Below are 24,360 nucleotides of genomic sequence, written 5' to 3' on the forward strand. Positions count from 1 at the left end.
GCATCGTGTCGCGCGCGCCGCAGCGATCGATCTCGCCCGCATTACCGCGCCGGCTTGCGCCTGACGTACAGCTGCTTGCGCGTGCGCGCCACCACCTCGCCCTGCGCGTCGAGGATCTCGTTGTCGAACCAGCGCAGGTATTTGTCGCCGCCGGCGGTGGCGGCGCGCATTTCGTCCAGCAGCGCATCGTCGAGACGGAACTGCGCGCTCACCTTGCCGCGCCCGGGGCGCACGAATTCGATGCTGCCGGCCTTGTCCCAGACATAATAGGCGCTCCCCAGGTTCTGCATCGCCAGCAGCATCCAGAACGGATCGGTCATCGCGAACAGGCTGCCGCCGAAATGGGTGCCGACGTAGTTGCGGTTCCATGGCCGCATGCGCAGCTCCACCCGCGCGTAGCGGTAGTCCGGGCTCAGCTCCACCAGATGGATGCCGGCGAACAGGAACGGCGGCCACAGGTTGAGGCCCAGGCGGAACAGGGAGGCTTTCATTGCGGACGGTGGGCAGCGCCAGGGGAGGGCGAGCTTACCATCCGCATGGGTATGGCGAGTGCCGGGCGCGGCGTTGCGCTGCCCGCAACGCCGGCAGCGGCCGCCCGCCCTGGCGCGCAGGCACGGGCGGCGTCTTGCGCGCGCGCTTCAGAACAACAGCGCCGACATCTTGCGCCGGTAGCGGCCGACCAGGTCCTCGTCCTCGATCACCCGGAACGCGTCGATCAGCGACTTCCTGGGCAGGCCGTCTTCGAAGCTGCGGTCCTGGCGCAGCATCTCCAGGAAGTGTTCGAGTGCCGCCGCGTCGTCGCCGGCGATCAGCTGGCGCACGCCCAGCAGGTAGCGCGCCTTGAGGTCGGCCGGATTCTGCGCGAGCGTGGCCTGCAGCGTCTCCAGCGGCGGCGCCGACTGCAGCGCGCCGACGAAGCCCAGCCGCGCCCGCGCGCGCGCCGCGCGCTCGTCGGTGGCCAGGTTGGCCGGCAGCGCGTCGATCAGCGTCTCCGCCTCGGCGGCAGCGCCGGTCTTCACCAGCGCCAGCGCCAGGTCCAGCTTCAGTTCGTCCTTGTCCGGCTCGGCGGCCACCGCCTCGCGCAGGCGCAGCACCTCGGCATGCGGATCCAGCGGCGCGGCGGGCGCGTCCTCCTGCACCTCGGCCGGCGCCGGCAGCGGCGCGATGCCGTGCTGGGTCAGGAACTCGCGCAGCTGGCCCTCGGGCATGGCGCCGGGGAAGCCGTCGACCAGTTGCCCGTCCTTGACCAGGAACACGGTCGGCACCGAGCGGATCTGGAACGCGGCGGCGATCTGCTGCTCCTGGTCCACATCGACCTTGGCCAGTTCGAACGCGCCGTGGTACTCGGCGGCCAGCTTCTCGAGGATCGGGCTCAGGGTCTTGCAGGGGCCGCACCAGGGCGCCCAGAAGTCCACCAGCACGGGCGTCTGCAACGATTTCTGCAGCACCTCGGCTTCGAAGGTCTCGGTCTTGGCGTCGAAAACGTGGGGCATGTCGGACATGGGGGGCATCGTGGCTGGCGAAGAAGAGTCAGTTCTATGGTGGCAGACCGGCGGCGACGCAAGGGTGCACAGGCCGACGCCGGCGCCACGCGGCCTTCGTGCCGTGCCGGGTGCGCAGCGTGCCAGCCGCGGCGGTAACGGCGACAATAGGCGTTTGGCGCGCCGCGGTGGCGTGGCGGCACAGCGGCCGGGAGACACGATGGCGAACCGATACGATCAGGCGTTGCGCTACGCGGGGCCGCTGCTGGCGCTGGTCGCGGTGGGCGCGGTGGCGGGCTTCGGACTGGCCCTGCCGGGCTACCTGCCGTGGTCGCATCCGCTGGCGCTGCTCGGTGCCAGCGGCATCCCTCACGCCTGGGTGTTCGACCTGCTGGCCTTCGTGCTGCCCGGAGCGCTGGCGGTGGCGCTGGCGCTGCGCCTGTTGCAGCGCAGCGGCCGTGCTGCGCCCTGGTCGCTGCGCGTCGGCGGCCAGTTGCTGTTGCTGGCCGGGCTGGCCTTCGCCGGCATGGGCCTGCTGCCGCTGGACCCGGCCGACCTGGAATCGCGCGCCACCCAGTTGCATGCCAGCGCCTGGCTGCTGTGGGTGGTGGCGCTGGTGGCGGCGGCCAGCCTGCTGGGCGTCGGCGCCTGGCGCCAGCCCGGCGCGCGCGGCTGGGCGTGGGCCGCGCTGGCGGTGGCGGTGCTGGCCGCGCTCGGCGCCTTTGCGCTGGATGCGCTGCTGTCGGCGGCGCTGGCGCAGCGGCTGGTGTTCGCGCTGTGGTGGGCCTGGCTGGCGCTGCTGGCCTGTTGGCGCGGGCCGCAGGCGTTGCCGCGGCGCGGCTGAGACGGCCGCTGCCGCGCAATTGGCGCCGTTCCGGCAGCATCGAACCCGGCTGGTGCGAGGCCGTTACGCGGTCTTTCCGCCGCGCCGGCCGGCCTGGCGAGCGCGGTTTTCCCCGTATCCGTCGCGCTGGCCGCGATCCGCACGCGGCTCCCCCGGCCAGGCGCAAGCGAGCGGCGCCGGCACCGCTCGTCGCCGCGATTGGAGCCGCCTGCTGCGCTGCGGTACCCTTGTCTGCTTTGTTGCCGCCTGGCCCTTGCCCGTTTCCATGTCCGCCGTCGAGCCCACCGCCTACGACCCGCAGCTGGTCGAATCGTCCGCCCAGCAGTTCTGGGACGCCACCCGCGCCTTCGAGGTCAACGAGACCTCCGACAAGCCCAAGTTCTATTGCCTGTCGATGCTGCCGTACCCGTCCGGTGCGCTGCACATGGGCCACGTGCGCAACTACACGATCGGCGACGTGATCAGCCGCTACCAGCGCATGAACGGCAAGAACGTGCTGCAGCCGATGGGCTGGGACGCGTTCGGCCTGCCGGCCGAAAACGCCGCGATCAAGAACAAGACCGCGCCGGCCAAGTGGACGTACGCCAATATCGAGCACATGCGCAGCCAGCTGAAGTCGCTGGGTTATGCGATCGACTGGTCGCGCGAATTCGCCACCTGCCGTCCCGACTACTACGTGCACGAGCAGCGCATGTTCACCCGGCTGATGCGCAAGGGCCTGGCCTACCGCCGCAACGCGGTGGTGAACTGGGACCCGGTCGACCAGACCGTGCTGGCCAACGAGCAGGTCATCGACGGCCGCGGCTGGCGCTCGGGCGCGCTGGTGGAGAAGCGCGAGATCCCGCAGTGGTTCCTGCGCATCACCGACTACGCGCAGGAACTGCTCGACGGCCTGGACCAGCTGCCGGGCTGGCCGGAGTCGGTCAAGACCATGCAGCGCAACTGGATCGGCCGTTCCGAAGGCCTGGAGATCCAGTTCGAGGTGCGCGACGCCGCCGGCGCGGCGCTGGATCCGCTGCGCGTGTTCACCACGCGCCCGGACACGCTGATGGGGGTGACCTTCGTCTCCATCGCCAGCGAGCATCCGCTGGCGCTGCACGCGGCCAGGTCCAACCCGCAGCTGGCCGCCTTGCTGGCCGAGCTGAAGCAGGGCGGCGTCTCCGAGGCGGAACTGGAGACCCAGGAAAAGCGCGGCATGGACACCGGCCTGGTGGCGGTGCATCCGGTCAGCGGCGAGCAGGTCCCGGTGTGGGTCGCCAACTTCGTGCTGATGGGCTACGGCACCGGCGCGGTGATGGCGGTGCCCGGCCACGACCAGCGCGATTTCGAGTTCGCCAACAAGTACGCGCTGCCGATCCGCCAGGTGATCGCCCTGACGGCGCCGAAGAACGACGAGGAGCGCACCTGGGAGTCGAAGGTCTGGCGCGACTGGTACGCCGACAAGAGCCGCGAGTTCGAGTTGGTCAACTCGGCCGAGTTCGACGGCCTGGACTACCAGGGCGCGTTCGAGGCGCTGGCCGAGCGCTTCGAGCGCAAGGGCCAGGGCCAGCGCCGCATCAACTACCGCCTGCGCGACTGGGGCGTCAGCCGCCAGCGCTACTGGGGCTGCCCGATCCCGGTGATCTATTGCCCCAGCTGCGGCGCGGTGCCGGTGCCGGAAGACCAGCTGCCGGTGCTGCTGCCGGAGAACGTGGCGCTGAGCGGCACCGGCTCGCCGTTGAAGACCGATCCGGAATGGCGCAAGACCACCTGCCCGCAATGCGGCGCGGCGGCCGAGCGTGAGACCGACACCTTCGACACTTTCATGGAGTCGAGCTGGTACTACGCGCGCTACACCTCGCCCGGCGCCAAGGACATGGTCGACAAGCGCGGCAACTACTGGCTGCCGGTGGACCAGTACATCGGCGGCATCGAGCACGCCATCCTGCACCTGATGTACTTCCGCTTCTTCCACAAGCTGCTGCGCGACGCGCGCCTGGTGGACAGCGACGAGCCGGCGACCAACCTGCTGACCCAGGGCATGGTGATCGCCGAGACCTACTACCGCGACAACGGCGACGGCTCCAAGGACTGGATCAATCCGGCCGAGGTGGAGGTGCAGCGCGACGAGCGCGGCCGCATCGTCGGCGCCAGCCTGATCGCCGACGGCCAGCCGGTGCAGATCGGCGGCACCGAGAAGATGTCCAAGTCCAAGAACAACGGCGTGGACCCGCAGGCGATGGTCGGCAAGTACGGCGCCGACACGGTGCGCCTGTTCTCGATGTTCGCCGCGCCGCCGGAGCAGTCGCTGGAGTGGAACGAGGCCGGCGTGGACGGCATGGCGCGGTTCCTGCGCCGGCTGTGGGCGCAGGTGCACAAGCATGTCGCCGACGGTGCCGCCCCGGCGCTAGAGGCGGCCGCGCTGGGCGCCGAACACAAGGCGCTGCGGCGCAAGACCCACGAGACCATCGGCAAGGTCGCCGACGACTACGGCCGCCGCCACAGCTTCAACACCGCCATCGCCGCGGTGATGGAGCTGACCAACGCGCTGGCCAGGTTCGACGACGCAGGCGACCAGGGCCGCGCGGTGCGCCAGGAAGCGCTGGAAGCGGCGGTGCTGCTGCTCAACCCGATCACCCCGCATGCCAGCCATGCGCTGTGGCAGGCGCTGGGCCACGCGCCGACGTTGCTGGAAGACCTGCCGTTCCCGCAGCCCGACCCGGCCGCGCTGGTGCGCGACGCGCTGACCCTGGCAGTACAGGTCAACGGCAAGCTGCGTGGCACCATCGAGGTCGCGGCCGACACCCCGCGCGAGCAGATCGAGGTGCTGGCCCAGGCCGAGCCGAACACCGCCAAGTTCCTGGAAGGCCTGAGCATCCGCAAGATCATCATCGTGCCGGGCAAGATCGTGAACCTGGTGGCGGCGTGAACCGCACCGCCGCAGGCGCATGCCACACGCCGCCGCGATCGCCGGCGGCCCGCGCTGCGGCACGTCTCAACCCTCGTTCACGCGGCATCGGGCAGGCTAGCCGCCTGTTGCCGCGCCCAGCCGGCTCCTCCAGACTGTGTCCATGACCCGATTCCTGCTCGCCCTCGTCTTCGCGACGACTCTGACCGCCTGCGGCTTCCACCTGCGCGACAAGCTGACCCTGCCGGCCGGCACGCCCTCGGTGAAGGTGGTCTCCTCGGCGCCGTACAGCGAGCTGGTGAAGCTGCTCGAGCGTGGCCTGCGCGCCGCCGGCGCGGAGATCGCGCCGAAGGACGTCAATACCGGCGTGGCGCGCCTGGAAGTGCTGTCCGAGCGCTGGGGCGACCTGCCGATCGCGCTCGACGCCGAAGGCCGCGCCCAGGAATACAGCCTGCGCTACGCGGCGATCTTCGTGTTCCGCCGCGCCGACGGCAGCGTGCTGGTGCCGCAGCAGGTGATCGAGCTGTCGCGCGATTACGTGTCGCCGCCGACCGACGCCACCGGCACCACCACCGAGCGCGAGATCCTCGCCGACGAGCTGCGCCGCGAGATGTCGGCCTCGATGCTGCGCCGCATCGACAGCGTGGTGCGCGCCGAAGTGCGCGACGGCAAGAACGTCAACGCAGCGCCGCCCGCCGCCACCGGCACACCGGTCGAAGGCACGCCGGACCCCGGCACGCCGCCGGCGACCACGCCGCAGCCTTGATCCCTCGGCCGCCGCCCGCCGCCCGCCGCTCGCCCGTAGCGGGCGATCCGCTGGCGGCGCGCAACAGGGCCTAGCTTGCCGCCATGGAATTGCGTCCCGAACAACTCGCCACCCAGCCGGCCGCGCAGCCGCTGCATCCGGTCTATCTGATCGCCGGCCCGGAAACCCTGCGCGTGCTCGAGGCCGCCGACGCGGTGCGCGCCCGCGCGCGCGCCGAAGGCATCGGCGAGCGCGAGGTGTTCGACGCCGACGGCCGCGATTTCGACTGGAGCCAGCTGTATTCCAGCTTCAATGCGCCGAGCCTGTTCAGCCCGCGCCGGCTGATCGAACTGCGTCTGCCCAGCGGCAAGCCCGGCAAGGAAGGCGGCGAGGTGATCAGCGCGTTCTGCGCCGATCCGCCGCCGGACGTGGTGCTGCTGATCACCTGCAACGAATGGAGCAAGGCGCACCAGGGCAAGTGGGCCGACGCGGTCGGCCGGCTCGGGGTGATCGCGGTGGCCTGGGCGATCAAGCCGCACGAACTGGGCGACTGGATCGAGCGCCGCCTGCGCGGCAAGGGCCTGCGCGCCGATGCCGGCGCGGTGCAGCGCCTGGCCGAGCGGGTCGAAGGCAATCTGCTGGCCGCCGCGCAGGAGATCGACAAGCTGGCGTTGCTGGCCGACGGGCAGAGCCTGGACGTGGCGGCGATGGAGTCGCTGGTCGCCGACGCCGCGCGCTACGACGTGTTCCGCCTGGCCGAGGCCACGTTGGCCGGGCAGGCGCCGGCGGTCGGGCGCATGCTCGCCGGGCTGCGCGCCGAGGGCGAAGCGGTGGCGGCCTTGCTGCCGATCCTGATCAAGGAACTGCTGCGCACCGCGGCGCTGGCCAAGGTCCAGGCGGCCGGCGGCAACCTGGCCGCCGAGATGAAGGGGCAGGGCATCTGGGAGTCGCGCCAGGCGCCGTTCAAGCGCGCGCTGCAGCGCCATGCCGAACCGCGCCGCTGGGAGCGCTTCGCCGCCGAAGCCGGGCGCATCGACCGCATCGCCAAGGGTCGCGCCGACGGCGACGCCTGGATCGCACTGGAGCGCCTGCTGCTGGCGATCGCCGAGGCGCGGGCGGTGCGGTTGTTGGTGGTATGAAGTCCGGGACTCGGGACTCGGGACTCGGGACTCGTAACGGCAAGATCGCGGCGAGTGCGGGCGTTGTGGGCGGCAGCGCGGAGCAGTCTCTGCGACCGGCGTTGTCGCCGACGCCCGGCTTTTCCGAGTCCCGAGTCCCGAGTCCCGAGTCCCGCCAACTCCACCTCATCTACGGCGGCACCTTCGACCCGATCCACAACGGCCATCTGGCGATCGCGCGGGCCGCGCGCGATGCGTTCGCGGTGCCGGTGCGGCTGATGCCGGCCGCCGATCCGCCGCATCGCGACGCGCCCGGTGCCGATGCGCGGCAGCGTTGCGCGATGCTGGCGCTGGCGATCGCCGGCGAGGCCGGGTTGCTGCTGGACCGGCACGAGTTGCAGCGCGCGCTGGCGCAGCCGGGCGTGGCCTCGTACAGCATCGACACGGTGCGCCAACTGCGCGCCGAGCTCGGCGCCGCCGCGCCGCTGGCGCTGCTGATCGGCGCCGACAGCTTGGTTGGCTTCAATGGCTGGCGCGAGTGGCGCAGCCTGCTCGACGCGGCGCATCTGGTCGTGGCCGACCGTGCCGGCAGCGGCTGGGAGCGCGCCTTGCCGGCCGAGCTGGCGCAGGCGCTGGCCGGGCGCTGGGCCGCCTCGCCGCAGGCGCTGGCGGGCGCGCCGGGCGGCCTGCTGTGGTGCCTGCGGCAGCCGCTGCGCAGCGAATCGGCCAGCCAGGTGCGCGCGCGCATCGCCGCCGGCGGCGACTGGGCCGGGCTGGTGCCGGCCGCGGTCGCGGACTACATCCGTGCCGCCGGACTGTATGCCGCGGCCCCTGCGGCCCCCCGCGCCGGCTAGCTGAATACGCGTCTTCGCGTAGTTCCCTATAATTCGCCCATTCCATCGAGTTCGCGCCTTTGTCCACTCAAGCCCACGTCATCAAGACCCAACTGCCCAGCCCGCCGCCGTCGTTGCCGGTCCTGCTCGCCCATGTCCGCAACGCGCTCGACGAGCTCAAGGCCAAGGACGCGGTGGAAATCGACGTGCGCGGCAAGTCCAGCGTCACCGACTACATGATCGTCGTCTCCGGCACCTCCACCCGCCACGTCAAGTCGATCGCCGACGAAGTGATCAAGCACGCCAAGAAGCTGGACGTGATGCCGCTGGGCGTGGAAGGCGAGCGCGAGGCCGAGTGGGTGCTGGTCGATCTCGGCGACGTGGTGGTGCACGTGATGCTGCCGCGGGTGCGCGAGTTCTATGCGCTGGAGCGGTTGTGGACGGTCGGCGACCAGCCGCCTAGCGACGCGGACGACGAACGCGATGCCTGAGCGGCACGATGCCGCGAGCGCCGACCGCGGCGCTGCGCAGTCCATGCAACTGCGCGCGCAGGACGCGGCGCAAAGCGTTATGACGCCTGCGCGCAAGCGCTTCGATACGCTGGTCCGGCGCCTGGAGCGCTACCGTCTGGAACTGCTGGCATGGCGCGAGGCGCTGCCGCGCTGGGAGCAGCGCTATCACGAGCAGGTGGAGCCGCTGCTGCAGGCGCGCGATGCGGCCCAGGCACGGATGGTGGATGCGCTGGACGCGGCGCATGCCGCGCACAAGCTGAGCAAGAGCGATCGTGCCACCTTGTCGGACACGATCTGCGAACTGGCCGGCGCGTTGATCGAGGAAGGCGGCTTCGAGCAGCTGAAGCCTATCTACGACCGCCATAGCGAGGTGGGATTCGACCAGGAAATCGCCGAGTCCAACGCGCTGCTGAAGTCGGTGATCGGCGCCGAGTTCGGCCTTGCGCCGGAAGAACTGGAACATATCCAATCGCCCGAGGAGTTGTACGCGCAGGTGCAACAGCGCCTGCATGAGCAGCAGGCACATAAGGCCGAGCGCGCGCAGAAGACCGCCAAGAGCCGTCGCGCCGGCACGCGCAAGGCGCAGAAGACCGGGTTCGATCCGCAGCAGTCGTTGCGCGAGCTCTATCGCAAACTGGTGACCGCCCTGCACCCGGACCGCGAGAGCGATCCGCAGCGGCGCGAGCGCAAGACCGCGCTGATGCAGCGCCTCAATAGTGCCTATCGCGATGGCGATCTGCTGGCGCTGCTGGAGTTGCAACTGGAAATCGGCCAGTTGGATCGCGCCGGGATCGCGGCGATGAGCGAGGAGCGCATCCAGCACTACAACCGGATGCTGGCCACGCAACTGAAAGAGGTGGAGCAGGAACTGGCGCAGGTCGCCGCAGTGTTCATGGACAGGTACGACGTGTACGCCGAGCGCCGGCCCAAGCCGCAGCGCCTCGATCCGCTGATGGCGCAGATCAAACGCCAACTGCAGCACGAGATCGAAGGATTCGCCGAGGAACTGCGCTATCTGCAGCAGGCATCCACGCTCAAGCAATGGCTCAAGTTGCAGCGTGCGCGCATCGCTGAGCAGGAGCGCGATGCGGCGCTGATGGACTTCGCTTTTTCCGCCGAGCGCTGGTGATGCGCGTGGTGCATGGCGGGCAGCGCGGGCCGGCCGCGCCGCAGCGATGAAGGCGCGCCTCATCGCCACCGGCGAACGCGCCCCCGCCTGGGTCGCGCAGGGCTTCGCCGAATACCGCAAGCGCCTGTCGCACTGGCTGCCGCTGGAACTGTTCGAGATCGAACCCGGGCTGCGCGGCAAAGGCCGCGATGCGCAGCGCGCGATCGAGGACGAAGGCCGCCGCGTGCTCGCCGCGCTGCCGAAGAACGCGCTGGTGGTGGCGCTGGACGTGCCCGGCAAGCCGTACAGTTCCGAACAGCTGGCGCAGCGCATGGAGCACTGGCGCGGGCAGGGCCGCGACCTGGCGCTGCTGATCGGCGGCCCAGAAGGCCACTCGCCCGAGGTGCTGGCGGTGGCCGGCGAATCCTGGTCGCTGGGGCCGCTGACCCTGCCGCACATGCTGGTGCGGCTGGTGGTGGCCGAACAGCTGTACCGCGCCGCGGCGATGCTGGCCAACCATCCCTACCATCGCGCGTGAGCGTCAGGTTCGCCTGATCCGCCCGGCGCGCGCACGACGCGCAGTTGCGCGTCGGCCGCATCGCCAGCGCGACGCCGGCAGCGAAATCGCATTGCGACCTCTGCGACCTGCGCAGCATCGGCAAACAAAAAGCCCGGGCTCAGGCCCGGGCTTTTTGTGTAGCGCACGCGTTCGATCAGTTGAACGTGTACTTCGCCCCCACGGTGAAGTAGCGGCCGACTGCGCCGCTGAAGTGCAGCGGGTTGTAGTTGACGCCGCCGTAGGTGGACGGATCCAGCGGCGCGATCCGGTCGAACAGGTTCTGCACCGAGGCATTGAGTTCGAACGCCTCGGTGACGTTCCAGCGGCCGGACAGGTCGAAGGTGGTGAACGAGGCGATCTTCTCGACCGGCGTGTCGTCCGCGTAGAACGCCAGGTAGCTGCCGCCGCGGCTGTCCTTGTTCTCGATGCTGTCGATGTAGTTGACCACGCCGCTGACGCTCCAGCTGCCCTGCTTCCAGGTGGTGCCGACGTTGACGCGGTCCTGCGGGGTGCCGATGCAGTTGGTCACGTCGCAGTTGCCGTGGGTGCCCACGTAATCGACCGTGCCGCTAGCCCCAGTACGCTCGAACTTGAGCAGGTGGCTCCACTGCGCATCCAGCTCCAGCTGGCCCGGGCCGATGGCGAAGGTCTGGCGGATGTCCGTATCGATGCCGCGCACGCGCGAGGAGTTGGCGTTCACGTAATCGGTATTGATCGCCAGGATGGTGCCGCTGTTGGCCACGCCGCCGATGTCGTTGCTGTCGCGCAGGACATCGCCGGCCTGGATCGCGTCCTTGGTGTCGCTTTGGGCGATCTCGTTGGTACGCTTGATTTCCCAGGCGTCCACAGTCAGCGAAGTGCTGGAGGTGGGCTGCAGCACGAAGCCCAACGAGTAGCTCTTGGACTCTTCCGGCTTCAGCGCCGGATTCGGGCGGGTGATGAGCGCCACCGAACGCGCGCCGCATTCGTTGGCCGGGTCGATCGCGCAGCGCACCGGGTCGGATGCGTTGGAGAACGCGGCCAGGCCGCCATCGCCGTTCTCGGCCGGGTTCGGCGCGCGGAAGCCTTCGGCGTAGGTGGCGCGCAGGGCGATCCAGTCGGCCGGGCCTGATTAGCGCTGTGTCTCAGCTGGTGATGCTGCCTTGGTTTAGAAATGCAGGTTCTTCAGTGAGATACGGCGATGACGCTCAATCGGATCCAGTTCCAAAAGGGGCTTTCGATTCCGGCTTTTCTGAGCCGCTACGGCTCCGAGGCGCAATGTGTCGAGGCCTTGGTTCAGGCCAGGTGGCCCAATGGCTTCGTGTGTCCGCAGTGCGGACACACGCATGCCAGTGGCTTTGAGCGGGGACGCCAGCACCTGTGGCAGTGCGCGCGCTGCCGGGTACAGACCAGCTTGACCGCCGGCACGCCCATGGCAGACACCAAGCTTCCCTTGCGGGTGTGGTGGCTGGCCATCTATCTGGTGAGCCAAGCCAAGAACGGAATTGCTGCGCTGGAACTGGCTCGGCAACTGGGCGTGTGCTATCGCACTGCATGGCGGATCAAGCACAAAGTGATGTCGGCGATGGCCGATCGTGAGCAGTCACGCCGGCTCGACGGAGAGGTCCAGATCGATGATGCCTATCTGGGCGGCGAACGCGCCGGTGGTCCAGGCCAACCGCAGTGGCGCAATAAAGTGCCGTTTATTGCAGCGGTTTCCCTGCATCAAGGGCGCCCGCGCTATCTCCGCCTGGATGTGGTCTCCAGCTTCCGAAGAAGCGTCGTGCACACGTGGGCTCAGCAGGCACTGGCACCGGGCACCCATGTCGTCAGTGATGGGCTGACAGCGTTCACCGGTGTGGGCTGGGCAGGCCTGACCCACGATGCCATCGTGACCGGAAGCGGCCGCAAAGGCGTCCAGCAGCCTCGTCTGCGTTGGGTCAATACGATCCTGGGCAATCTCAAAACGGCGCTTAGCGGCACCCACCATGCGGTGGACTTCCCCAAATACGGCGCGCGCTACCTGCATGCGCATGCCTACCGCTTCAATCGCCGCTTCAACCTGGCCGCCATGGTGCCGCGCCTGGCCAGTGCCCTGGCCGGCGCGGGAAGGCTCACAGAGCAGCAACTGCGTACGACAGCTGAGACACAGCGCTAATCAGGCGGCCGGGGTCCACTTCACGCCCAGCTTCGGCGTGGCCTTGCCGTCGCCGCTCTCGTACTTGTCGTAACGCACCGCCGCGGACAGTTCCAGTTGCTCCAGCACCGGCGCCGACAGCTCGGCGTAGGCGGCATAGACGTTCTGGGTGCCGTCGTAGGCCGAGTAACCCAGGCCGATGATGTCGCCGACATCGGTGTAGGTCTGCGGGGTCAGGCTGTTGCTGGTCTTGCGCCATTCGGTGCCCAGCGCCAGGCCCAGCGGGCCGCCCTGCAGGTCGGCCAGGCTGCGCGAGACGGTGAAGTCGAACATGTCCAGGCTGGACTTGGCGGTCGCGCTGATGGTCGGCGAGATGAAGTCGTACAGCGCCTGCGAGTTCAGCCCGGCGTTGTCGCCGATGCGCCAGGTGCCGGCCGCGCAGGCCGGGTTGCCGAGCACACAGCGCACCGAGCTGTAGCGCAGGAAGCCGGTGCGCTTGTTGATCAGGTCGGTCCCCGAATGCAGGTATGCGGTGTCGTAGCTCCACTCGCCCCAGTTGCCCTTGACCCCGACCAGGAAGCGGTTGAACTCATTGGTGTTGTCGGTCACCCGCGGGCCCACGTCCCAGGCGCTGTAGCGCACGCGCGCGGCGTAGGGCAGCGGATTGTCGGGATGGCCGGCATAGAGCATGGTGGCGCCGGCGCCGCTGTTGGCGTTGACCGGGCCGCCGGGATAGCCCCAGCCGCCGGACACGCCGGACGGGGTGTTGGAGAACACGGTCTCCTTCTTCGAGTAGCCGATCTCGGTATAGATCTCGCCGCCCTCGCCGAAGGCGAAGCTGGCGCGGGCGAACACGTTGACGTACTTCTCTTCCGGGCTCAGGTCGCGGTACTGCTGGGCCGGATCCCACAGGCAGCCCTGGGCCTGCGCGGTGGCATCGGTCTGGCCGGGAATGGTGGTCAGGCCGGCGCAACCGGGCAGGGCGACCAGATGGGGACTGGGGGCATCGTTGTTGAACACCGAACCGTTCGGACCGGTGCCGCCGACAGTGCCGCCGCTGAGGTAGGCGCCGCCGAGGAACTGGGCATCGTTGCCGTAGCCGTAGCGGCGGATGTCGCCGGTACCGATCCACTTGCGGTCCTTGCGGTCGCTGATCTTGATCGCGTCGGACTTGCCCACGTCGAGGCTGAAGAACGCGTTCCAGCCGTCCTTGGCGAGGCTGCCGGTGCCGGCGGTCAGGGTCGCCTTGCGCGCGTCGCCGTCGCTGTCGCCGGACAGGCCGTAGGAGCCGCGCAGGATCGCGCCTTCGAAGTCGTTGCGCAGGATGATGTTGACCACGCCGGCGATGGCGTCGGAGCCGTAGATCGCCGAAGCGCCGTCCTTCAGGATGTCGATCCGCTCGACCGCGTCCAGCGGGATGGTGCTCAGGTCGGTGAACACCTTCTGGCCGTCGTCGGCCAGGCCATAGGTCGCCATGCGCCGGCCGTTCAACAGCACCAGGGTGGAGCCGGCGCCCAGGCCGCGCAGCGAGATGCCGGCGCCGCCGCCCGCGAAGCCGTTGCCGAAGCTCTTGGGAATCGAGCCGGCGCCGTCGGAGGTCAGGGTCTGCAGGTACTCGGCCACCGTGCTCTTGCCGGTGCGATCGATTTCCTGGCGGGTGACCACCTGGACCGGGGACGGGGTCTCGGTGTTGGTGCGTGGGATGTTGGAGCCGGTGACGGTGATGCGGTCGAGGGTGGTTGCCGCCTCCTGCGCGAACGCGGCGGGGACGGCGGCGCTGGTGGCCAGGACGGCAGCGACGGACGCGCAAAGGATATGGCGGCGGGTTGCACGCCGTTGGTTCGGGTTGTTCACAGTTTCTCTCCTAACTGGAAGCGCAAGTTTTGATGTCTAATTTTTGCCAAGCGCCGACACAAATGGTCGGCTAATGCCATCTACATGTATTTAACGTGAATGAATTGTGAATTTTTGATTAAGGCGACCCCGATGCGCGCTCCTGCACCGGGGCCGCACCCGCATTCAACGGCCTAGCGAAAAATCCACCGGTACCAGTCCATACGCCTGAACCGGCATTCCTTGTTGCAGTGCAGTACGGAACTTCCAGCGCTTCAGCACCTGCTCGCGCGCGGCCTGGTCGAGGATCCGGTGGCCGCTGCTCCTGGCGATGCTGACCTCCAGCGGCTGTCCGTCGACGCCGACCAGCACGCGCAGCAACACGCTGCCTTGCAGGCCGTCGCGCAGCGCATCGCGCGGGTAGGGCGGGGCCGGCGCACGCAGGTATTGCAGCTGCATGCCGGCGACCGGTGCACTGAGCGGAGCGGGCGGCACGCTCGGCTCGGCGGTGACCGGAGCCGGATCGGCGATCGCGTCCTGCACCGGCATCGGGCTGGCGTCGGCCAACGCTGTCTGCACCGGCGTCGAGACCGGCGCGGCGGTCGGCACCCGCGGTTGGGTCATGGGCCGCTTCTCCGGCTGCACCGCGGTTTGCGGCGGCGGGGTGATCGGAACCACGATCGGTTGCTGCCAGACGGGTTGCGCCTTGGCCGGCGCCTGCGGCGGCGCCACGTGCGAGAGCGGGATCAGCAACAGCAGCATGGCCAACAGATGCAGGCCAATCGCGGCGCTGAGCGCCAGGATCCGCGACAGGTCGATAGCGAACGAGGGAGCGGGGAGTTGCGTGCGAACCATGATCCACCTCCATGATGACGTGCGTCTTGTGGACTTGCGGTACGACCAAACGCGCCAGCGCGGCGGACGGGGTCGATGCGCCACCCGCCCGCGTTTCCGACATTGCGCCTGTTGCCGTCGCCATGGCAAGCATCGCCAGCGGACCCGCACGCCAGCCCGGCGCCACGGCATCGCATGGGCGCAGAAACGACGACGGCGCCCGCAGGCGCCGTCGTCGGCAAGCTGGTGCGCGCGGGGCTTACTTGCCCAGTTCGAACACCACGTCCAGGTTGACCGACACGCTGCTCTCGCCGGTCGCCACCGGGGTGCTGTCCATCTCCGCCTTCATCGCCATCGCGCGCATCATCGGCATCGGGCGCACGCCGCCGCCGCTGCCTTCGGAGATGCTGACGATGCGGCGCACGCGCAGGCCCAGCGACTTGGCGTAGGTCTGCGCGCGGGCCTGCGCCTTCTTCAGTGCATCGACCCGGGCCTGGTCGTACAGCGGTTCCGGATCGTCGATCTCGAAGCTGGGGCCGTTGATCTGGTTGGCGCCCTGCGCGGCCAGCGCGTCCAGCACCTTGCCGAGCTTGGCGATGTCGCGCACTTTCAGGTTGACCGAGTTGCTGGCCTGGTAGCCGACGACCTGCGGCGCCTGGTTGTCGACGTACTTGTACTGCGGGCTGAGGTTGATGCCGCTGGTCTGCACGTCCTTGTCGGCGATGCCGGCGGCACGCACCGCGGCCAGGACCTTGGTCATCTGCTCGGCGTTCTGGCGCATCGCCGCGGCGCTGTCGCTGGCCTGGGTGACCACGCCGGCCGACAGCGTGGCCACGTCCGGGGCGTGCTTGGCCTCGGCCTGGGCGGCGATGTTGAGCAAGGTGCCATCGGCCGGCACGGCGTAGGCCGGCGTGGCGGATTGGGCATGGGCGGTCATCGTGCCTCCTAGGGCGAGGGTCAGGGCCAGCAGCAGCGGACGGACGGAGAGTGCACGCATCGGATGTTTTCCTTGAAGGATGGGGCGAGGGTGTTGCCGCGACGATGAACGCGTCGTGATGCGGGCCGGGGTCGCGTCTGCGCCTGCGGAATTAGCGATCGTTCAGTCAGGCCCGCCGGGTTATCCTTTCGTCATGTTGTATCTCGCTTCCCGTTCCCCCCGCAGAAACGAACTGCTGACGCGCCTGGGCGTACCGTTCCGGATCCTCGATCTGGAGGTGCCGGAAGTGCGCGCGGCCGACGAATCGGCGCACGCCTATGTGCGCCGGGTGGCGTTGGACAAGGCCCGCGCCGGCATGGCGCAGCTGGCCGGCAGCGCCGATGCGGTGGTGCTCGGCGCCGACACCGAGGTGGTGCTGGACGATCGCGTGTTCGGCAAGCCGGCCGACGCTGCCGACGCGGCGGCGATGCTGGCGGCGCTGTCGGCACGCACCCACCAGGCGATCACCGCGGTGGCGCTGGTCGCCGCCGCACGCGAGGAGGTGCTGCTGGTGCCGACGCAGGTCAGCTTCGCGGCCTTGTCGGCGCAGGACATCGCCGACTACGTGGCCAGCGGCGAACCGATGGGGCGCGCCGGCGCCTATGCGATCCAGGGCGGCGCCGAGCGCTTCGTCAGCCGCCTGGACGGCAGTTATTCCGGGGTGATGGGCCTGCCCCTGCACCAGACTTCCCACCTGCTGCGCGCCTTCGGAGTGCTTTGATGTCGCAAGAGATCCTGGTCAACGTCACACCGCGCGAGACCCGGGTGGCCGTCATCGAGAACGGCATGCTGCAGGAACTGCACATCGAGCGCGGTTGGCGCCGCGGGGTGGTGGGCAACATTTACAAGGGCCGGGTGCAGCGGGTCATGCCGGGCATGCAGGCGGCGTTCGTCGAGGTCGGGTTGGAGCGTGCGGCGTTCCTGCACGCCAACGACGTGGTGCGGCCGGCGCCGGTGGCCAACGGCGACACCGACGAGGCGCCGCCGCTGCCGGTGGCGTCGGGGGTGCCGATCGTGGAGCTGCTGCGCGACGGCCAGGACATCGTGGTGCAGGTGGTCAAGGATCCGATCGGCAGCAAGGGCGCGCGGCTGACCACGCAGATCAGCATTCCCTCGCGCTATCTGGTGCTGCTGCCGCAGTCGCGGGTGATCGGGGTGTCGGCGCGGATCGAGGACGAGGCCGAGCGGCTGCGCCTGAAGACCCTGGTCGCCGACCTGGCCGCCAGCCACGGCAGCTTCGGCTACATCATCCGTACCAATGCCGAGGGCCAGCCGGCCGAGGCGCTGGCCGAGGACATCGCCTATCTGTCGCGGGTGTGGAACGTGGTCGAGCGGCGCGGCCGCGACGGCGCCCCGGCCAGCATCATCTACGAAGACCTGAGCCTGCCGCTGCGCGCGGTGCGCGACCTGATCCGCAAGGACGTGGAGAAGGTCAAGGTCGATTCGCACGAGACCTTCGAACGGCTGCAGGCGTTCGTCGCCAAGTACATGCCGATCCTGGCCGAGCGCCTGGAGCTGTACACCGGCGACCGCCCGATTTTCGACCTGTACGGCGTGGAGGACGAGATCGCGCGCGCGCTGGACAAGCAGGTGCCGCTGAAGTCCGGCGGCTACCTGGTCATCGACCAGACCGAGGCGATGACCACCATCGACGTCAACACCGGCTCGTTCCTGGGCCAGCGCAACCTCGAGGAAACGGTGTTCCGCACCAACCTGGAGGCGGCGCAGGCGGTGGCGCGGCAGCTGCGGCTGCGCAACCTCGGCGGCATCATCATCATCGACTTCATCGACATGGACGACGCCGAGCATCGGCGCCAGGTGCTGCGCACGCTGGAGAAGGCCTTGTCGCGCGACCACGCCAAGACCACGGTGTACGAATTCTCGCCGCTGGGCCTGGTGGAGATGACCCGCAAGCGCACCGTCGAGAGCCTGGAGCGGCAGCTGTCCGAGCCGTGTCCGGAATGCAGCGGGCGCGGTTCGATCAAGACCGCCGAAACCGTGACCTACGAGATCTTCCGCGAGATCACCCGCGCGGTGCGCCAGTTCGACGCGGCGCGGCTGCTGGTGATCGCCTCGAGCAAGGTGGTGGCGCGGATCACCGACGAGGAATCCTCGGCGGTGGCCGAACTGGAGGAATTCCTCGGCAAGAGCATCCGCTTCCAGGCCGACGAACAATATCTGCAGGAGCAGTTCGACGTGGTGTTGTTGTGACGCCGGGACTCGGGACTCGGGACTCGGGACTCGGCAAGCACAAGCGCGGGCGCTGTCGGGTTTCGGTGCGCGAGGGCCATCCTTGCGCCGTCGCTTTTCCGAGTCCCGAGTCCCGAGTCCCGAGTCCCGCCTGAATGCCCCCCCCCCTGCGCCGCCGCCTGCGCCTGGCCCGCCGTTTCGCGTTCTACGCGGTGGCGATCGGGCTGGTGTGCGTGGCGTTGGTGGTCGGGGCGCTGAGCCAGGCGCTGCCGTTCGTGGAGCGGCATCCGCAGCGCATCCAGGCCTGGCTCAGCGAGCGCGCCGGGCGCCCGATCCAGTTCGATCGGGTCGAGACCGCCTGGACCCGGCGCGGCCCGCTGCTGCGCCTGGACGGGCTGCGCGTGGGCGCCGGCGACGGGGTGCGGGTCGGCCAGGCCGAGGTGCTGGTGTCGATGTACGCCGGCCTGTTGCCGGGCCGCTCGTTCACCGAACTGCGCCTGCGCGGGCTGGCGCTGACCCTGCTGCGCGGCGCCGATGGCAGTTGGTCGGTGCAGGGCCTGCCGAGCACCGGCCAGGGCGGCGATCCGCTGGACGCGCTGCAGGGCCTGGGCGAGCTGCAGGTCATCGACGGCCGGCTGGCGCTGCATGCGCCGCAACTGGGCGTGGAGGCGCGCTTGCCGAAGATCGATCTGCGCCTGCGCGTGGACGGCGACCGCCTGCGCGTCGGTGCGCAGGGCTGGATCGATCCGCAACAGGCGCCGCTGACCGCGGTGCTGGACATGGACCGCCGGCGCGGCACCGGCCAGGCCTATGTGGCCGCGCGCCCGGCCGAGCTGGCCGGCTGGTCGGGGCTGCTGCAGGCCGGCGGGATCCGCGTGGACGCCGGCACCGGCCAGGTGCAGGGCTGGGCGCAGCTGCAGCAGCACCGGATCGTCGGGGTCAGCGTCGAGGCCATGTTGCGCGACCTGCGCCTGAGCGGCGCGCCGCTGGCGGCCGGCGCCGCGCGGCCGCAGACCGCATTCACCACGCTGCGTGCCACCGCGCGCTGGCGGCAGATCGATGGCGGCTGGCGGCTGGATGCGCCGCAGTTGCAGATCGGCCAGGCCGGCCAGCCGACGCAGCGCCTGGACGGGCTGACCGTGGCCGGCGGGCGCCGCTTCGCGCTGCTCGGCGCGCACCTGGACGCAGCGCCGCTGCTGGCGGTGGCCGCGCTCAGCGACAGCCTGTCGCCGTCCCTGCGCGCTTGGCTGCACGCGGCCCGGCCGCGGCTGCAGCTGACCCAGGTGGCGTTGACCGGCCGCGCCGGCGGCCCCCTGTACGGCGAGGGCCGCCTGAGCGAACTGGCGTTCGCGCCGGTCGGGCAGTCGCCCGGGGTGAGCGGCCTGCGCGGTCGCTTCGATGGCGACGCGCAGGGCGGGGAACTGGTGCTGGACGCTTCCAGTCCGGTGCGTTTCGACTGGCCCAGCGGCTTCGGCGTGCCGCACGACGTGCAACTGGCCGGGCGCATCGTGGTGTTTCGCGATGGCGAGGACCTGCGCGTGGCGACGCCGGCGCTGCGCGTGCAGGGTACCGACTACGGCGCCGATGTCCGCGGTGGGCTGCGCTTCCAGGCCGACGGCTCGCGGCCATGGATCGACTTGGCCGCGCAGCTGCAGGACGCGCCGGTGGTGGCGGCGAAGAAATTCTGGGTGCACTCGAAGATGAGCAAGGCCGCCACCGACTGGCTGGACGCCGCGCTGCAGGGCGGGCGCCTGCGCGGTGGCCGCGCGCTGGTGTCCGGCGACCTGGACCAGTGGCCCTTCGTCGATCACAACGGCCGCTTCGAGGCCAGCGCGCGGCTGGACGACGGCAAGGTCCGCTTCCAGCGCGAATGGCCGGCGGTGGAGAAGGTGGACGCCGATGTCGTGTTCATCGGCAATGGCTTCCAGATCCAGGGCCGCGGCGAGATGGGCGGGGTGCCGGTGCAACGGCTGTCGGCGACCTTGCCGGACTACAAGCAGGGCCAACTCAGCGTGCTGGCCAGCAGCCGCGCCGAGACCGGCACGCTGCTGGCGATGCTGCGGCAGAGCCCGCTGCGCAAGCGTTATGGCGACACCCTGGACGCGCTCAGCGCCTCCGGCCCGGCCGACGTCAGCTTCGATCTGCTGCAGCCGTTGCGCGCCGATGTCGGCGCCCACCACCTGCGCGGCAAGGTCGAATTGCTCGGCGCGCGTCTCGCCGACAGCCGCTGGGACGTAGCCTTCGAGGACATGCGCGGCAGCGCCGACTACCGCGACACCGGTTTCGAGGCGCCGCAACTGGCGGTGCTGCAGCAGGGCCATCCCGGCACGCTGGCGCTGCGTGCCGGCGACGGCGTGAGCGATCCGCAGCTGGCGTTCGAGGCGGCGCTGAGCGTGTCGGCCGATGCCGACGAACTGCTCGACCGGGCGCCGGACATGGCCTGGCTCAAGCCCTACGTGCAGGGCCGCTCGCGCTGGAACATCGGCGTCGCCCTGCCCAGGACCGCCGACGGCGGGGCGCAGCCGCCGACCCGCCTGCAACTGCATTCGGACCTGGTCGGCACCCAGTTGCTGCTGCCGGCGCCGATGGACAAGGGCGTGGCTGCGCCGCTGGCGACCTCGGTCGCGGTGCCGCTGCCGGTGGGCAGCGGGCGCATCGAGGTGGCCTTCGGCAAGCTGATGGCGCTGGTCGCGCGCAACCAGAACGGCAGGACCGGGGTCAAGGTGGTGATGGGCAGCGACCACGTGAGCGAGGATCCGCCAGCCAGCGGCCTGGTCGTGAGCGGGCGCACCGCCTCGCTGAACGCGATCGACTGGATCGGCCTGGTCAGCGGCCCGGATCCGAACAAGTCGGCCATGCCGGGCGCCGAAGACCCGATGCCGCTGCGCCAGATCGACGTGCTGGCCGACCATCTGCTGCTGCTCGGCGGCGTGTTCGACAACACCCGCCTGCGCCTGCAGCCGCAGGCCGACACGGTGGCGGTGCACCTGGACGGAGCGGCGCTGGCCGGCGAGCTCAGCGTGCCGAGCAAGCCGGGCGGGGTGCTCGGCGGGCGTCTGGCGCGGGTGCACTGGCGCGCTGCGTCGGCCTCCGCCCCGGCCGCGGCCGCCAGCGCCGCCAACCCGGCACCGGCTTCGGCGCCGGCTGCGGCTGCGGCTGCAGCGGCGGTGCGGCCGTTGACCGAGGCGATCGAGCCGGCTTCGATCCCGGCGCTGGCGCTGGACGTGGACGACCTGCGTTTCGGCGCGATGAACCTCGGCGCGGCTTCGCTGCGCACCCGCAAGCTGGGCGACGGCATGCAGGTGGACCAGCTGCACCTGCGCTCGGACAAGCAGAAGATCGACATCAGCGGCGACTGGCGCGGCAAGGGCGCCACCGCGCGCACCCAGCTCAGCGCCAGCGTGGACAGCCAGGACCTAGGCGAATTGATGCAGAACCTGGACTTCGGCGGCCAGCTGCGTGGCGGCGAAGGCACGCTGCATCTGCGCGCCGCCTGGCCCGGCGACCCGGCCGGGTTCCAGCTGGCCACCCTGCAGGGCCAGCTCGACGTGGCCGCGCGCAACGGCCAGCTGCTGGAACTGAACCCCGGTGCCGGGCGCGTGCTCGGCCTGCTCAGCGTGGCGCAGCTGCCGCGCCGGCTGATGTTCGATTTCCGCGACTTCTTCTCCAAGGGCTTCGCCTTCAACCGTATCGACGGCCAGGTGCAGTTCGGCAACGGCGTGGCGCGCAGCGAATCGATGCTGATCGATGGCCCGGCCGCGGAGATCAAGGTGCGCGGGCAGGCCGACCTGCGCGCGCAGCAGTTCGACCAGACCATCGACGTCAATCCCAAGTCCGGCAATCTGCTGACCGTGGTCGGCGCGGTCGCCGGCGGCCCGGTCGGCGCGGCGGTCGGCGCCGCCGCCAACGCGGTGCTGGGCAAGCCGCTGGGCGCGATCGGCGCGCGCACCTACCGCGTCACCGGCCCGTGGAAGGAGCCCAAGGTGGAAGTGATCGAGCGCGAATCGTCGCGTCCGGCGCCGCCTGCGGCGTCCAGAAGTCCCTGAATCGGCGCCTGCGCCGCGCCGCCGGCGCTTGCGCTGAGCGCCCCCGTCCCCCATGTTGAGTCCCATGACCGAAAACGCCCTCAGCCTCGCCGAAACCCGCCTGTTGCTTCCTGCCGGCCTCGATGCCACCAGCCTGGAGCGCGCCTTCGGCACGTTGCTCGGCCCCGGCATCGACTTCGGCGACCTGTATTTCCAGCATTCGCGGCGCGAGAGCTGGAGCGTGGAGGACGGCATCGTCAAGGACGGCGCCCACTCCATCGAGCAGGGCGTGGGGGTGCGCGCGATTTCCGGCGAGAAGACCGGGTTCGCCTATTCCGACGACATCCACCGCGATGCGCTGCTGGCCGCGGCGCAGTCGGCGCGGGCGATTTCCCGCGACGGCGGCGCGCAGCCGGCGCAAGCGCTGCTGCGCGGCGGCGCGCGCGCGCTGTATCCGGCGCTGGACCCGGTGGATGGCATGGGCAACGACCTCAAGGTCGAGATGCTGCGGCGCCTGGACCAGTTCCTGCGCGCCGCCGACCCGCGCGTGCAGCAGGTGATGGTCAGCCTGTCCGGCGGCGTGGACACCGTGCTGGTGGCGCGCAGCGACGGCGTGCTCGCCGCCGATGTGCGCCCGCTGGTGCGGCTCAACGTGCAGGTGATCGTCGAACAGAACGGGCGCCGCGAGTCCGGCCATGCCGGCGGCGGCGGCCGCTACGGCTACGCAGTGCTGTTCGCCGATGGCCGCCCCGAGGTCTTCGCCCAGGAGGCGCTGCGCCAGGCGCTGGTCAACCTGGAGGCGGTGCCGGCACCGGCCGGGGTGATGCCGGTGGTGCTGGGTCCCGGCTGGCCCGGCGTGCTGCTGCACGAGGCGGTCGGGCATGGCCTGGAAGGCGACTTCGCGCGCAAGGGCACCAGCGTCTATGCCGGGCGCATCGGCCAGCGCGTGGCCTCGCCGGGCGTGACCATCGTCGACGACGGCACTCTGGAAGGCCGCCGCGGTTCGCTGAACGTGGACGACGAAGGCACCCCGACCAACTGCACCACGCTGATCGAGGACGGCGTGCTGGTGGGCTATATGCAGGATTCGCTGAACGCGCGGCTGATGGGCGTGGCGCCGACCGGCAACGGCCGCCGCGAATCGTTCGCGCACCTGCCGATGCCGCGCATGACCAACACCTACATGCTGGCCGGCCAGCACGACCCGCAGGAGATGATCCGCTCGGTGAAGAAGGGCCTGTACGCGGTCAATTTCGGTGGTGGCCAGGTCGATATCACAAGCGGCAAGTACGTGTTCTCGGCGACCGAGGCCTACCTGATCGAGGACGGCAAGGTGACCGCGCCGGTCAAGGGCGCCACGCTGATCGGCAACGGCCCGGAGACGATGCAGAAGGTGCGCATGATCGGCCACGACCTGGCGCTGGACGAAGGCGTGGGCGTGTGCGGCAAGGACGGGCAGAGCGTGCCGGTCGGCGTCGGCCAGCCGTCGCTGCTGATCGACGGGCTGACCGTGGGCGGGACGGCTTGAGTGCCGGCAATGGGGAATCGGGAAACGGGAATCGGTAGAGCCGCGCATGGCGGCCATGGCGATGCCGGTGCGATCGGCTGCTGCATCCGGCGCCGCCGCTTGCGCCGCGTCGCTATCGCGTCCGATGCCATCGGATGCGGCGCCGCGCGCGGCCGGCGCCGCGGCTCAGTCGCGTTCGTCGGGATCGGTTTCGATCGCGTCCAGGTCCGCTGCTTCGAGTCCCGAGTCCCCAGTCCCGAGTCCCGAGTCCGCCCCCAGCACCAGCTCGCGCAGCTCGCGGAACAGTTCGCGGTAGGCATGCGGCGGCTTGTTTTTCAGCCGCTCGTCCTTGGCGTTGCGGATCAGCTGGCGCAAGCGCTGGCGGTCGGCCTCGGGGTGGGTGCCCAGCAGTTCGGACAGCGCGCTGTCGCCGTCGGCGAGCAGCCGCGCGCGCCAGTCCTCGACCCGGTGGATCGCCGCCACTTCGCGGCGCGCGCCGTCGCTGTTGGCATCCATCGCCTCGCGGATCGCGTCCAGGGTTGCGTCGTCCTCGCGGCGCATCTGCTTGGCCAGGAACGCCAGCTGCCGCTTGTGCGCGATGTGCGAGGTGATGCGCTTGCTTTCCTCGATATGCGGGATCAGCGACTCGGGCACCGGCAGCTTGGCCAGCTGCGCCGGGGTCAGCGCCACCAGCTTCTCGCCCAGGCTCAGCACGTCCAACGCCGCGCGGCGCTGCTGGCTGCGGCTGTCGCCGCGGAATTCACCGGTGTCTTCGTCGCGTCCGCGCATCGT

18 protein-coding genes and 2 pseudogenes are annotated in these 24,360 nt (G+C 70.1%); 13 read left to right on the forward strand and 7 right to left on the reverse strand.

The features are described 5' to 3' along the window. Window positions 1-41: 41 nt before the first annotated feature. Together KHF85_RS07170 and trxA are read right to left on the reverse strand one after the other, a co-directional pair. On the reverse strand, window positions 42-491 hold the full coding sequence (locus tag KHF85_RS07170; protein ID WP_284569047.1) for a DUF4442 domain-containing protein: 450 nt from the start codon (window positions 489-491) through the stop codon (window positions 42-44). A 147-nt stretch (window positions 492-638) separates the two neighbouring features. After that, window positions 639-1,502 carry a thioredoxin gene (trxA, locus tag KHF85_RS07175; RefSeq protein WP_284569048.1) on the reverse strand — a complete coding sequence of 288 codons (864 nt, stop codon included), beginning with the start codon at window positions 1,500-1,502 and terminating at the stop codon, window positions 639-641. 199 nt (window positions 1,503-1,701) lie between these two features. Here trxA and KHF85_RS07180 point away from each other — a divergent pair, with 199 nt between their 5' ends. From KHF85_RS07180 to rlmH, 8 genes are all read left to right on the forward strand, one after another. Next, the gene (locus KHF85_RS07180; protein ID WP_284569049.1) at window positions 1,702-2,325 is read left to right on the forward strand and encodes a DUF998 domain-containing protein; all 624 of its coding nucleotides are present in this window, start codon (window positions 1,702-1,704) and stop codon (window positions 2,323-2,325) included. A gap of 265 nt (window positions 2,326-2,590) precedes the next feature. Then, the gene (gene leuS / locus KHF85_RS07185; protein ID WP_284569050.1) at window positions 2,591-5,233 is read left to right on the forward strand and encodes a leucine--tRNA ligase; all 2,643 of its coding nucleotides are present in this window, start codon (window positions 2,591-2,593) and stop codon (window positions 5,231-5,233) included. Window positions 5,234-5,375: 142 nt separating this feature from the next. Then, window positions 5,376-5,978 carry an LPS-assembly lipoprotein LptE gene (locus KHF85_RS07190; RefSeq protein WP_237653460.1) on the forward strand — a complete coding sequence of 201 codons (603 nt, stop codon included), beginning with the start codon at window positions 5,376-5,378 and terminating at the stop codon, window positions 5,976-5,978. An 83-nt stretch (window positions 5,979-6,061) separates the two neighbouring features. Then, window positions 6,062-7,096 carry a DNA polymerase III subunit delta gene (gene holA, locus KHF85_RS07195; protein WP_284569051.1) on the forward strand — a complete coding sequence of 345 codons (1,035 nt, stop codon included), beginning with the start codon at window positions 6,062-6,064 and terminating at the stop codon, window positions 7,094-7,096. Further along, window positions 7,093-7,929, forward strand: a complete 837-nt coding sequence (gene nadD, locus KHF85_RS07200; RefSeq protein ID WP_409976669.1) for a nicotinate-nucleotide adenylyltransferase — start codon at window positions 7,093-7,095, stop codon at window positions 7,927-7,929. Before holA ends, nadD begins: the two co-directional genes overlap by 4 nt. Before the next feature lie 59 nt (window positions 7,930-7,988). Beyond that, entirely contained in the window at window positions 7,989-8,399 is a 411-nt protein-coding gene (rsfS, locus tag KHF85_RS07205) for a ribosome silencing factor (RefSeq protein ID WP_284569053.1), read from the forward strand. Beyond that, on the forward strand, window positions 8,392-9,549 hold the full coding sequence (locus KHF85_RS07210) for a J domain-containing protein (protein ID WP_284569054.1): 1,158 nt from the start codon (window positions 8,392-8,394) through the stop codon (window positions 9,547-9,549). The genes rsfS and KHF85_RS07210 overlap by 8 nt, the downstream gene beginning before the upstream one ends. Before the next feature lie 46 nt (window positions 9,550-9,595). Beyond that, window positions 9,596-10,066 carry a 23S rRNA (pseudouridine(1915)-N(3))-methyltransferase RlmH gene (rlmH, locus tag KHF85_RS07215; RefSeq protein ID WP_284569055.1) on the forward strand — a complete coding sequence of 157 codons (471 nt, stop codon included), beginning with the start codon at window positions 9,596-9,598 and terminating at the stop codon, window positions 10,064-10,066. Window positions 10,067-10,241: 175 nt separating this feature from the next. Here rlmH and KHF85_RS07220 read toward each other — a convergent pair. Then, window positions 10,242-11,192: pseudogene (locus KHF85_RS07220) on the reverse strand (TonB-dependent receptor domain-containing protein); the annotation flags it as partial. Between the two features lie 75 nt (window positions 11,193-11,267). On the opposite strand from KHF85_RS07220, the gene KHF85_RS07225 reads away from it, so the two are divergent. After that, on the forward strand, window positions 11,268-12,224 hold the full coding sequence (locus KHF85_RS07225; RefSeq protein WP_284566649.1) for an IS1595 family transposase: 957 nt from the start codon (window positions 11,268-11,270) through the stop codon (window positions 12,222-12,224). Between the two features lie 6 nt (window positions 12,225-12,230). On the opposite strand, the pseudogene KHF85_RS07230 reads toward KHF85_RS07225, so the two are convergent. The 3 genes and pseudogenes from KHF85_RS07230 to KHF85_RS07240 all read right to left on the reverse strand — a co-directional run. Continuing rightward, window positions 12,231-14,057 (reverse strand): annotated as a pseudogene (locus KHF85_RS07230) (TonB-dependent receptor domain-containing protein); the annotation flags it as partial. Between the two features lie 165 nt (window positions 14,058-14,222). Then, on the reverse strand, window positions 14,223-14,891 hold the full coding sequence (locus tag KHF85_RS07235; protein WP_284569056.1) for an energy transducer TonB: 669 nt from the start codon (window positions 14,889-14,891) through the stop codon (window positions 14,223-14,225). Window positions 14,892-15,129: 238 nt separating this feature from the next. After that, complete coding sequence (locus KHF85_RS07240) at window positions 15,130-15,867, reverse strand: SIMPL domain-containing protein (RefSeq protein WP_284569057.1); 738 nt, start codon at window positions 15,865-15,867, stop codon at window positions 15,130-15,132. Window positions 15,868-16,000: 133 nt separating this feature from the next. Here KHF85_RS07240 and KHF85_RS07245 point away from each other — a divergent pair, with 133 nt between their 5' ends. The 4 genes from KHF85_RS07245 to tldD all read left to right on the forward strand — a co-directional run bounded on the left by KHF85_RS07245 (window position 16,001) and on the right by tldD (window position 23,589). Continuing rightward, complete coding sequence (locus tag KHF85_RS07245; RefSeq protein ID WP_053834901.1) at window positions 16,001-16,567, forward strand: Maf family nucleotide pyrophosphatase; 567 nt, start codon at window positions 16,001-16,003, stop codon at window positions 16,565-16,567. Beyond that, entirely contained in the window at window positions 16,567-18,057 is a 1,491-nt protein-coding gene (gene rng, locus KHF85_RS07250; RefSeq protein WP_003479481.1) for a ribonuclease G, read from the forward strand. Before KHF85_RS07245 ends, rng begins: the two co-directional genes overlap by 1 nt. Window positions 18,058-18,191: 134 nt before the next feature. Further along, complete coding sequence (locus KHF85_RS07255; protein ID WP_284569058.1) at window positions 18,192-22,082, forward strand: YhdP family protein; 3,891 nt, start codon at window positions 18,192-18,194, stop codon at window positions 22,080-22,082. Window positions 22,083-22,146: 64 nt separating this feature from the next. Then, complete coding sequence (tldD, locus tag KHF85_RS07260) at window positions 22,147-23,589, forward strand: metalloprotease TldD (protein WP_284569059.1); 1,443 nt, start codon at window positions 22,147-22,149, stop codon at window positions 23,587-23,589. Between the two features lie 165 nt (window positions 23,590-23,754). Here tldD and yjgA read toward each other — a convergent pair whose 3' ends face one another. Then, entirely contained in the window at window positions 23,755-24,357 is a 603-nt protein-coding gene (gene yjgA / locus KHF85_RS07265) for a ribosome biogenesis factor YjgA (protein ID WP_284569060.1), read from the reverse strand. Between the last annotated feature and the right edge of the window lie 3 nt (window positions 24,358-24,360).

It is taken from the genome of Xanthomonas graminis pv. graminis, assembly GCF_030168915.1.
Lineage (GTDB): Bacteria > Pseudomonadota > Gammaproteobacteria > Xanthomonadales > Xanthomonadaceae > Xanthomonas_A > Xanthomonas_A translucens.

Excerpts from the sequence above, each read along its gene's own strand:
- KHF85_RS07170 (WP_284569047.1), bottom strand. The coding sequence starts at position 491 with ATGAAAGCCTCCCTGTTCCGCCTGGGCCTCAACCTGTGGCCGCCGTTC.
- trxA (WP_284569048.1), bottom strand. The coding sequence starts at position 1,502 with ATGTCCGACATGCCCCACGTTTTCGACGCCAAGACCGAGACCTTCGAA.
- KHF85_RS07180 (WP_284569049.1), top strand. The coding sequence starts at position 1,702 with ATGGCGAACCGATACGATCAGGCGTTGCGCTACGCGGGGCCGCTGCTG.
- leuS (WP_284569050.1), top strand. The coding sequence starts at position 2,591 with ATGTCCGCCGTCGAGCCCACCGCCTACGACCCGCAGCTGGTCGAATCG.
- KHF85_RS07190 (WP_237653460.1), top strand. The coding sequence starts at position 5,376 with ATGACCCGATTCCTGCTCGCCCTCGTCTTCGCGACGACTCTGACCGCC.
- holA (WP_284569051.1), top strand. The coding sequence starts at position 6,062 with ATGGAATTGCGTCCCGAACAACTCGCCACCCAGCCGGCCGCGCAGCCG.
- nadD (WP_409976669.1), top strand. The coding sequence starts at position 7,093 with ATGAAGTCCGGGACTCGGGACTCGGGACTCGGGACTCGTAACGGCAAG.
- KHF85_RS07210 (WP_284569054.1), top strand. The coding sequence starts at position 8,392 with ATGCCTGAGCGGCACGATGCCGCGAGCGCCGACCGCGGCGCTGCGCAG.
- rlmH (WP_284569055.1), top strand. The coding sequence starts at position 9,596 with ATGAAGGCGCGCCTCATCGCCACCGGCGAACGCGCCCCCGCCTGGGTC.
- KHF85_RS07225 (WP_284566649.1), top strand. The coding sequence starts at position 11,268 with ATGACGCTCAATCGGATCCAGTTCCAAAAGGGGCTTTCGATTCCGGCT.
- KHF85_RS07235 (WP_284569056.1), bottom strand. The coding sequence starts at position 14,891 with ATGGTTCGCACGCAACTCCCCGCTCCCTCGTTCGCTATCGACCTGTCG.
- KHF85_RS07240 (WP_284569057.1), bottom strand. The coding sequence starts at position 15,867 with ATGCGTGCACTCTCCGTCCGTCCGCTGCTGCTGGCCCTGACCCTCGCC.
- KHF85_RS07245 (WP_053834901.1), top strand. The coding sequence starts at position 16,001 with ATGTTGTATCTCGCTTCCCGTTCCCCCCGCAGAAACGAACTGCTGACG.
- rng (WP_003479481.1), top strand. The coding sequence starts at position 16,567 with ATGTCGCAAGAGATCCTGGTCAACGTCACACCGCGCGAGACCCGGGTG.
- KHF85_RS07255 (WP_284569058.1), top strand. The coding sequence starts at position 18,192 with ATGCCCCCCCCCCTGCGCCGCCGCCTGCGCCTGGCCCGCCGTTTCGCG.
- tldD (WP_284569059.1), top strand. The coding sequence starts at position 22,147 with ATGACCGAAAACGCCCTCAGCCTCGCCGAAACCCGCCTGTTGCTTCCT.
- yjgA (WP_284569060.1), bottom strand. The coding sequence starts at position 24,357 with ATGCGCGGACGCGACGAAGACACCGGTGAATTCCGCGGCGACAGCCGC.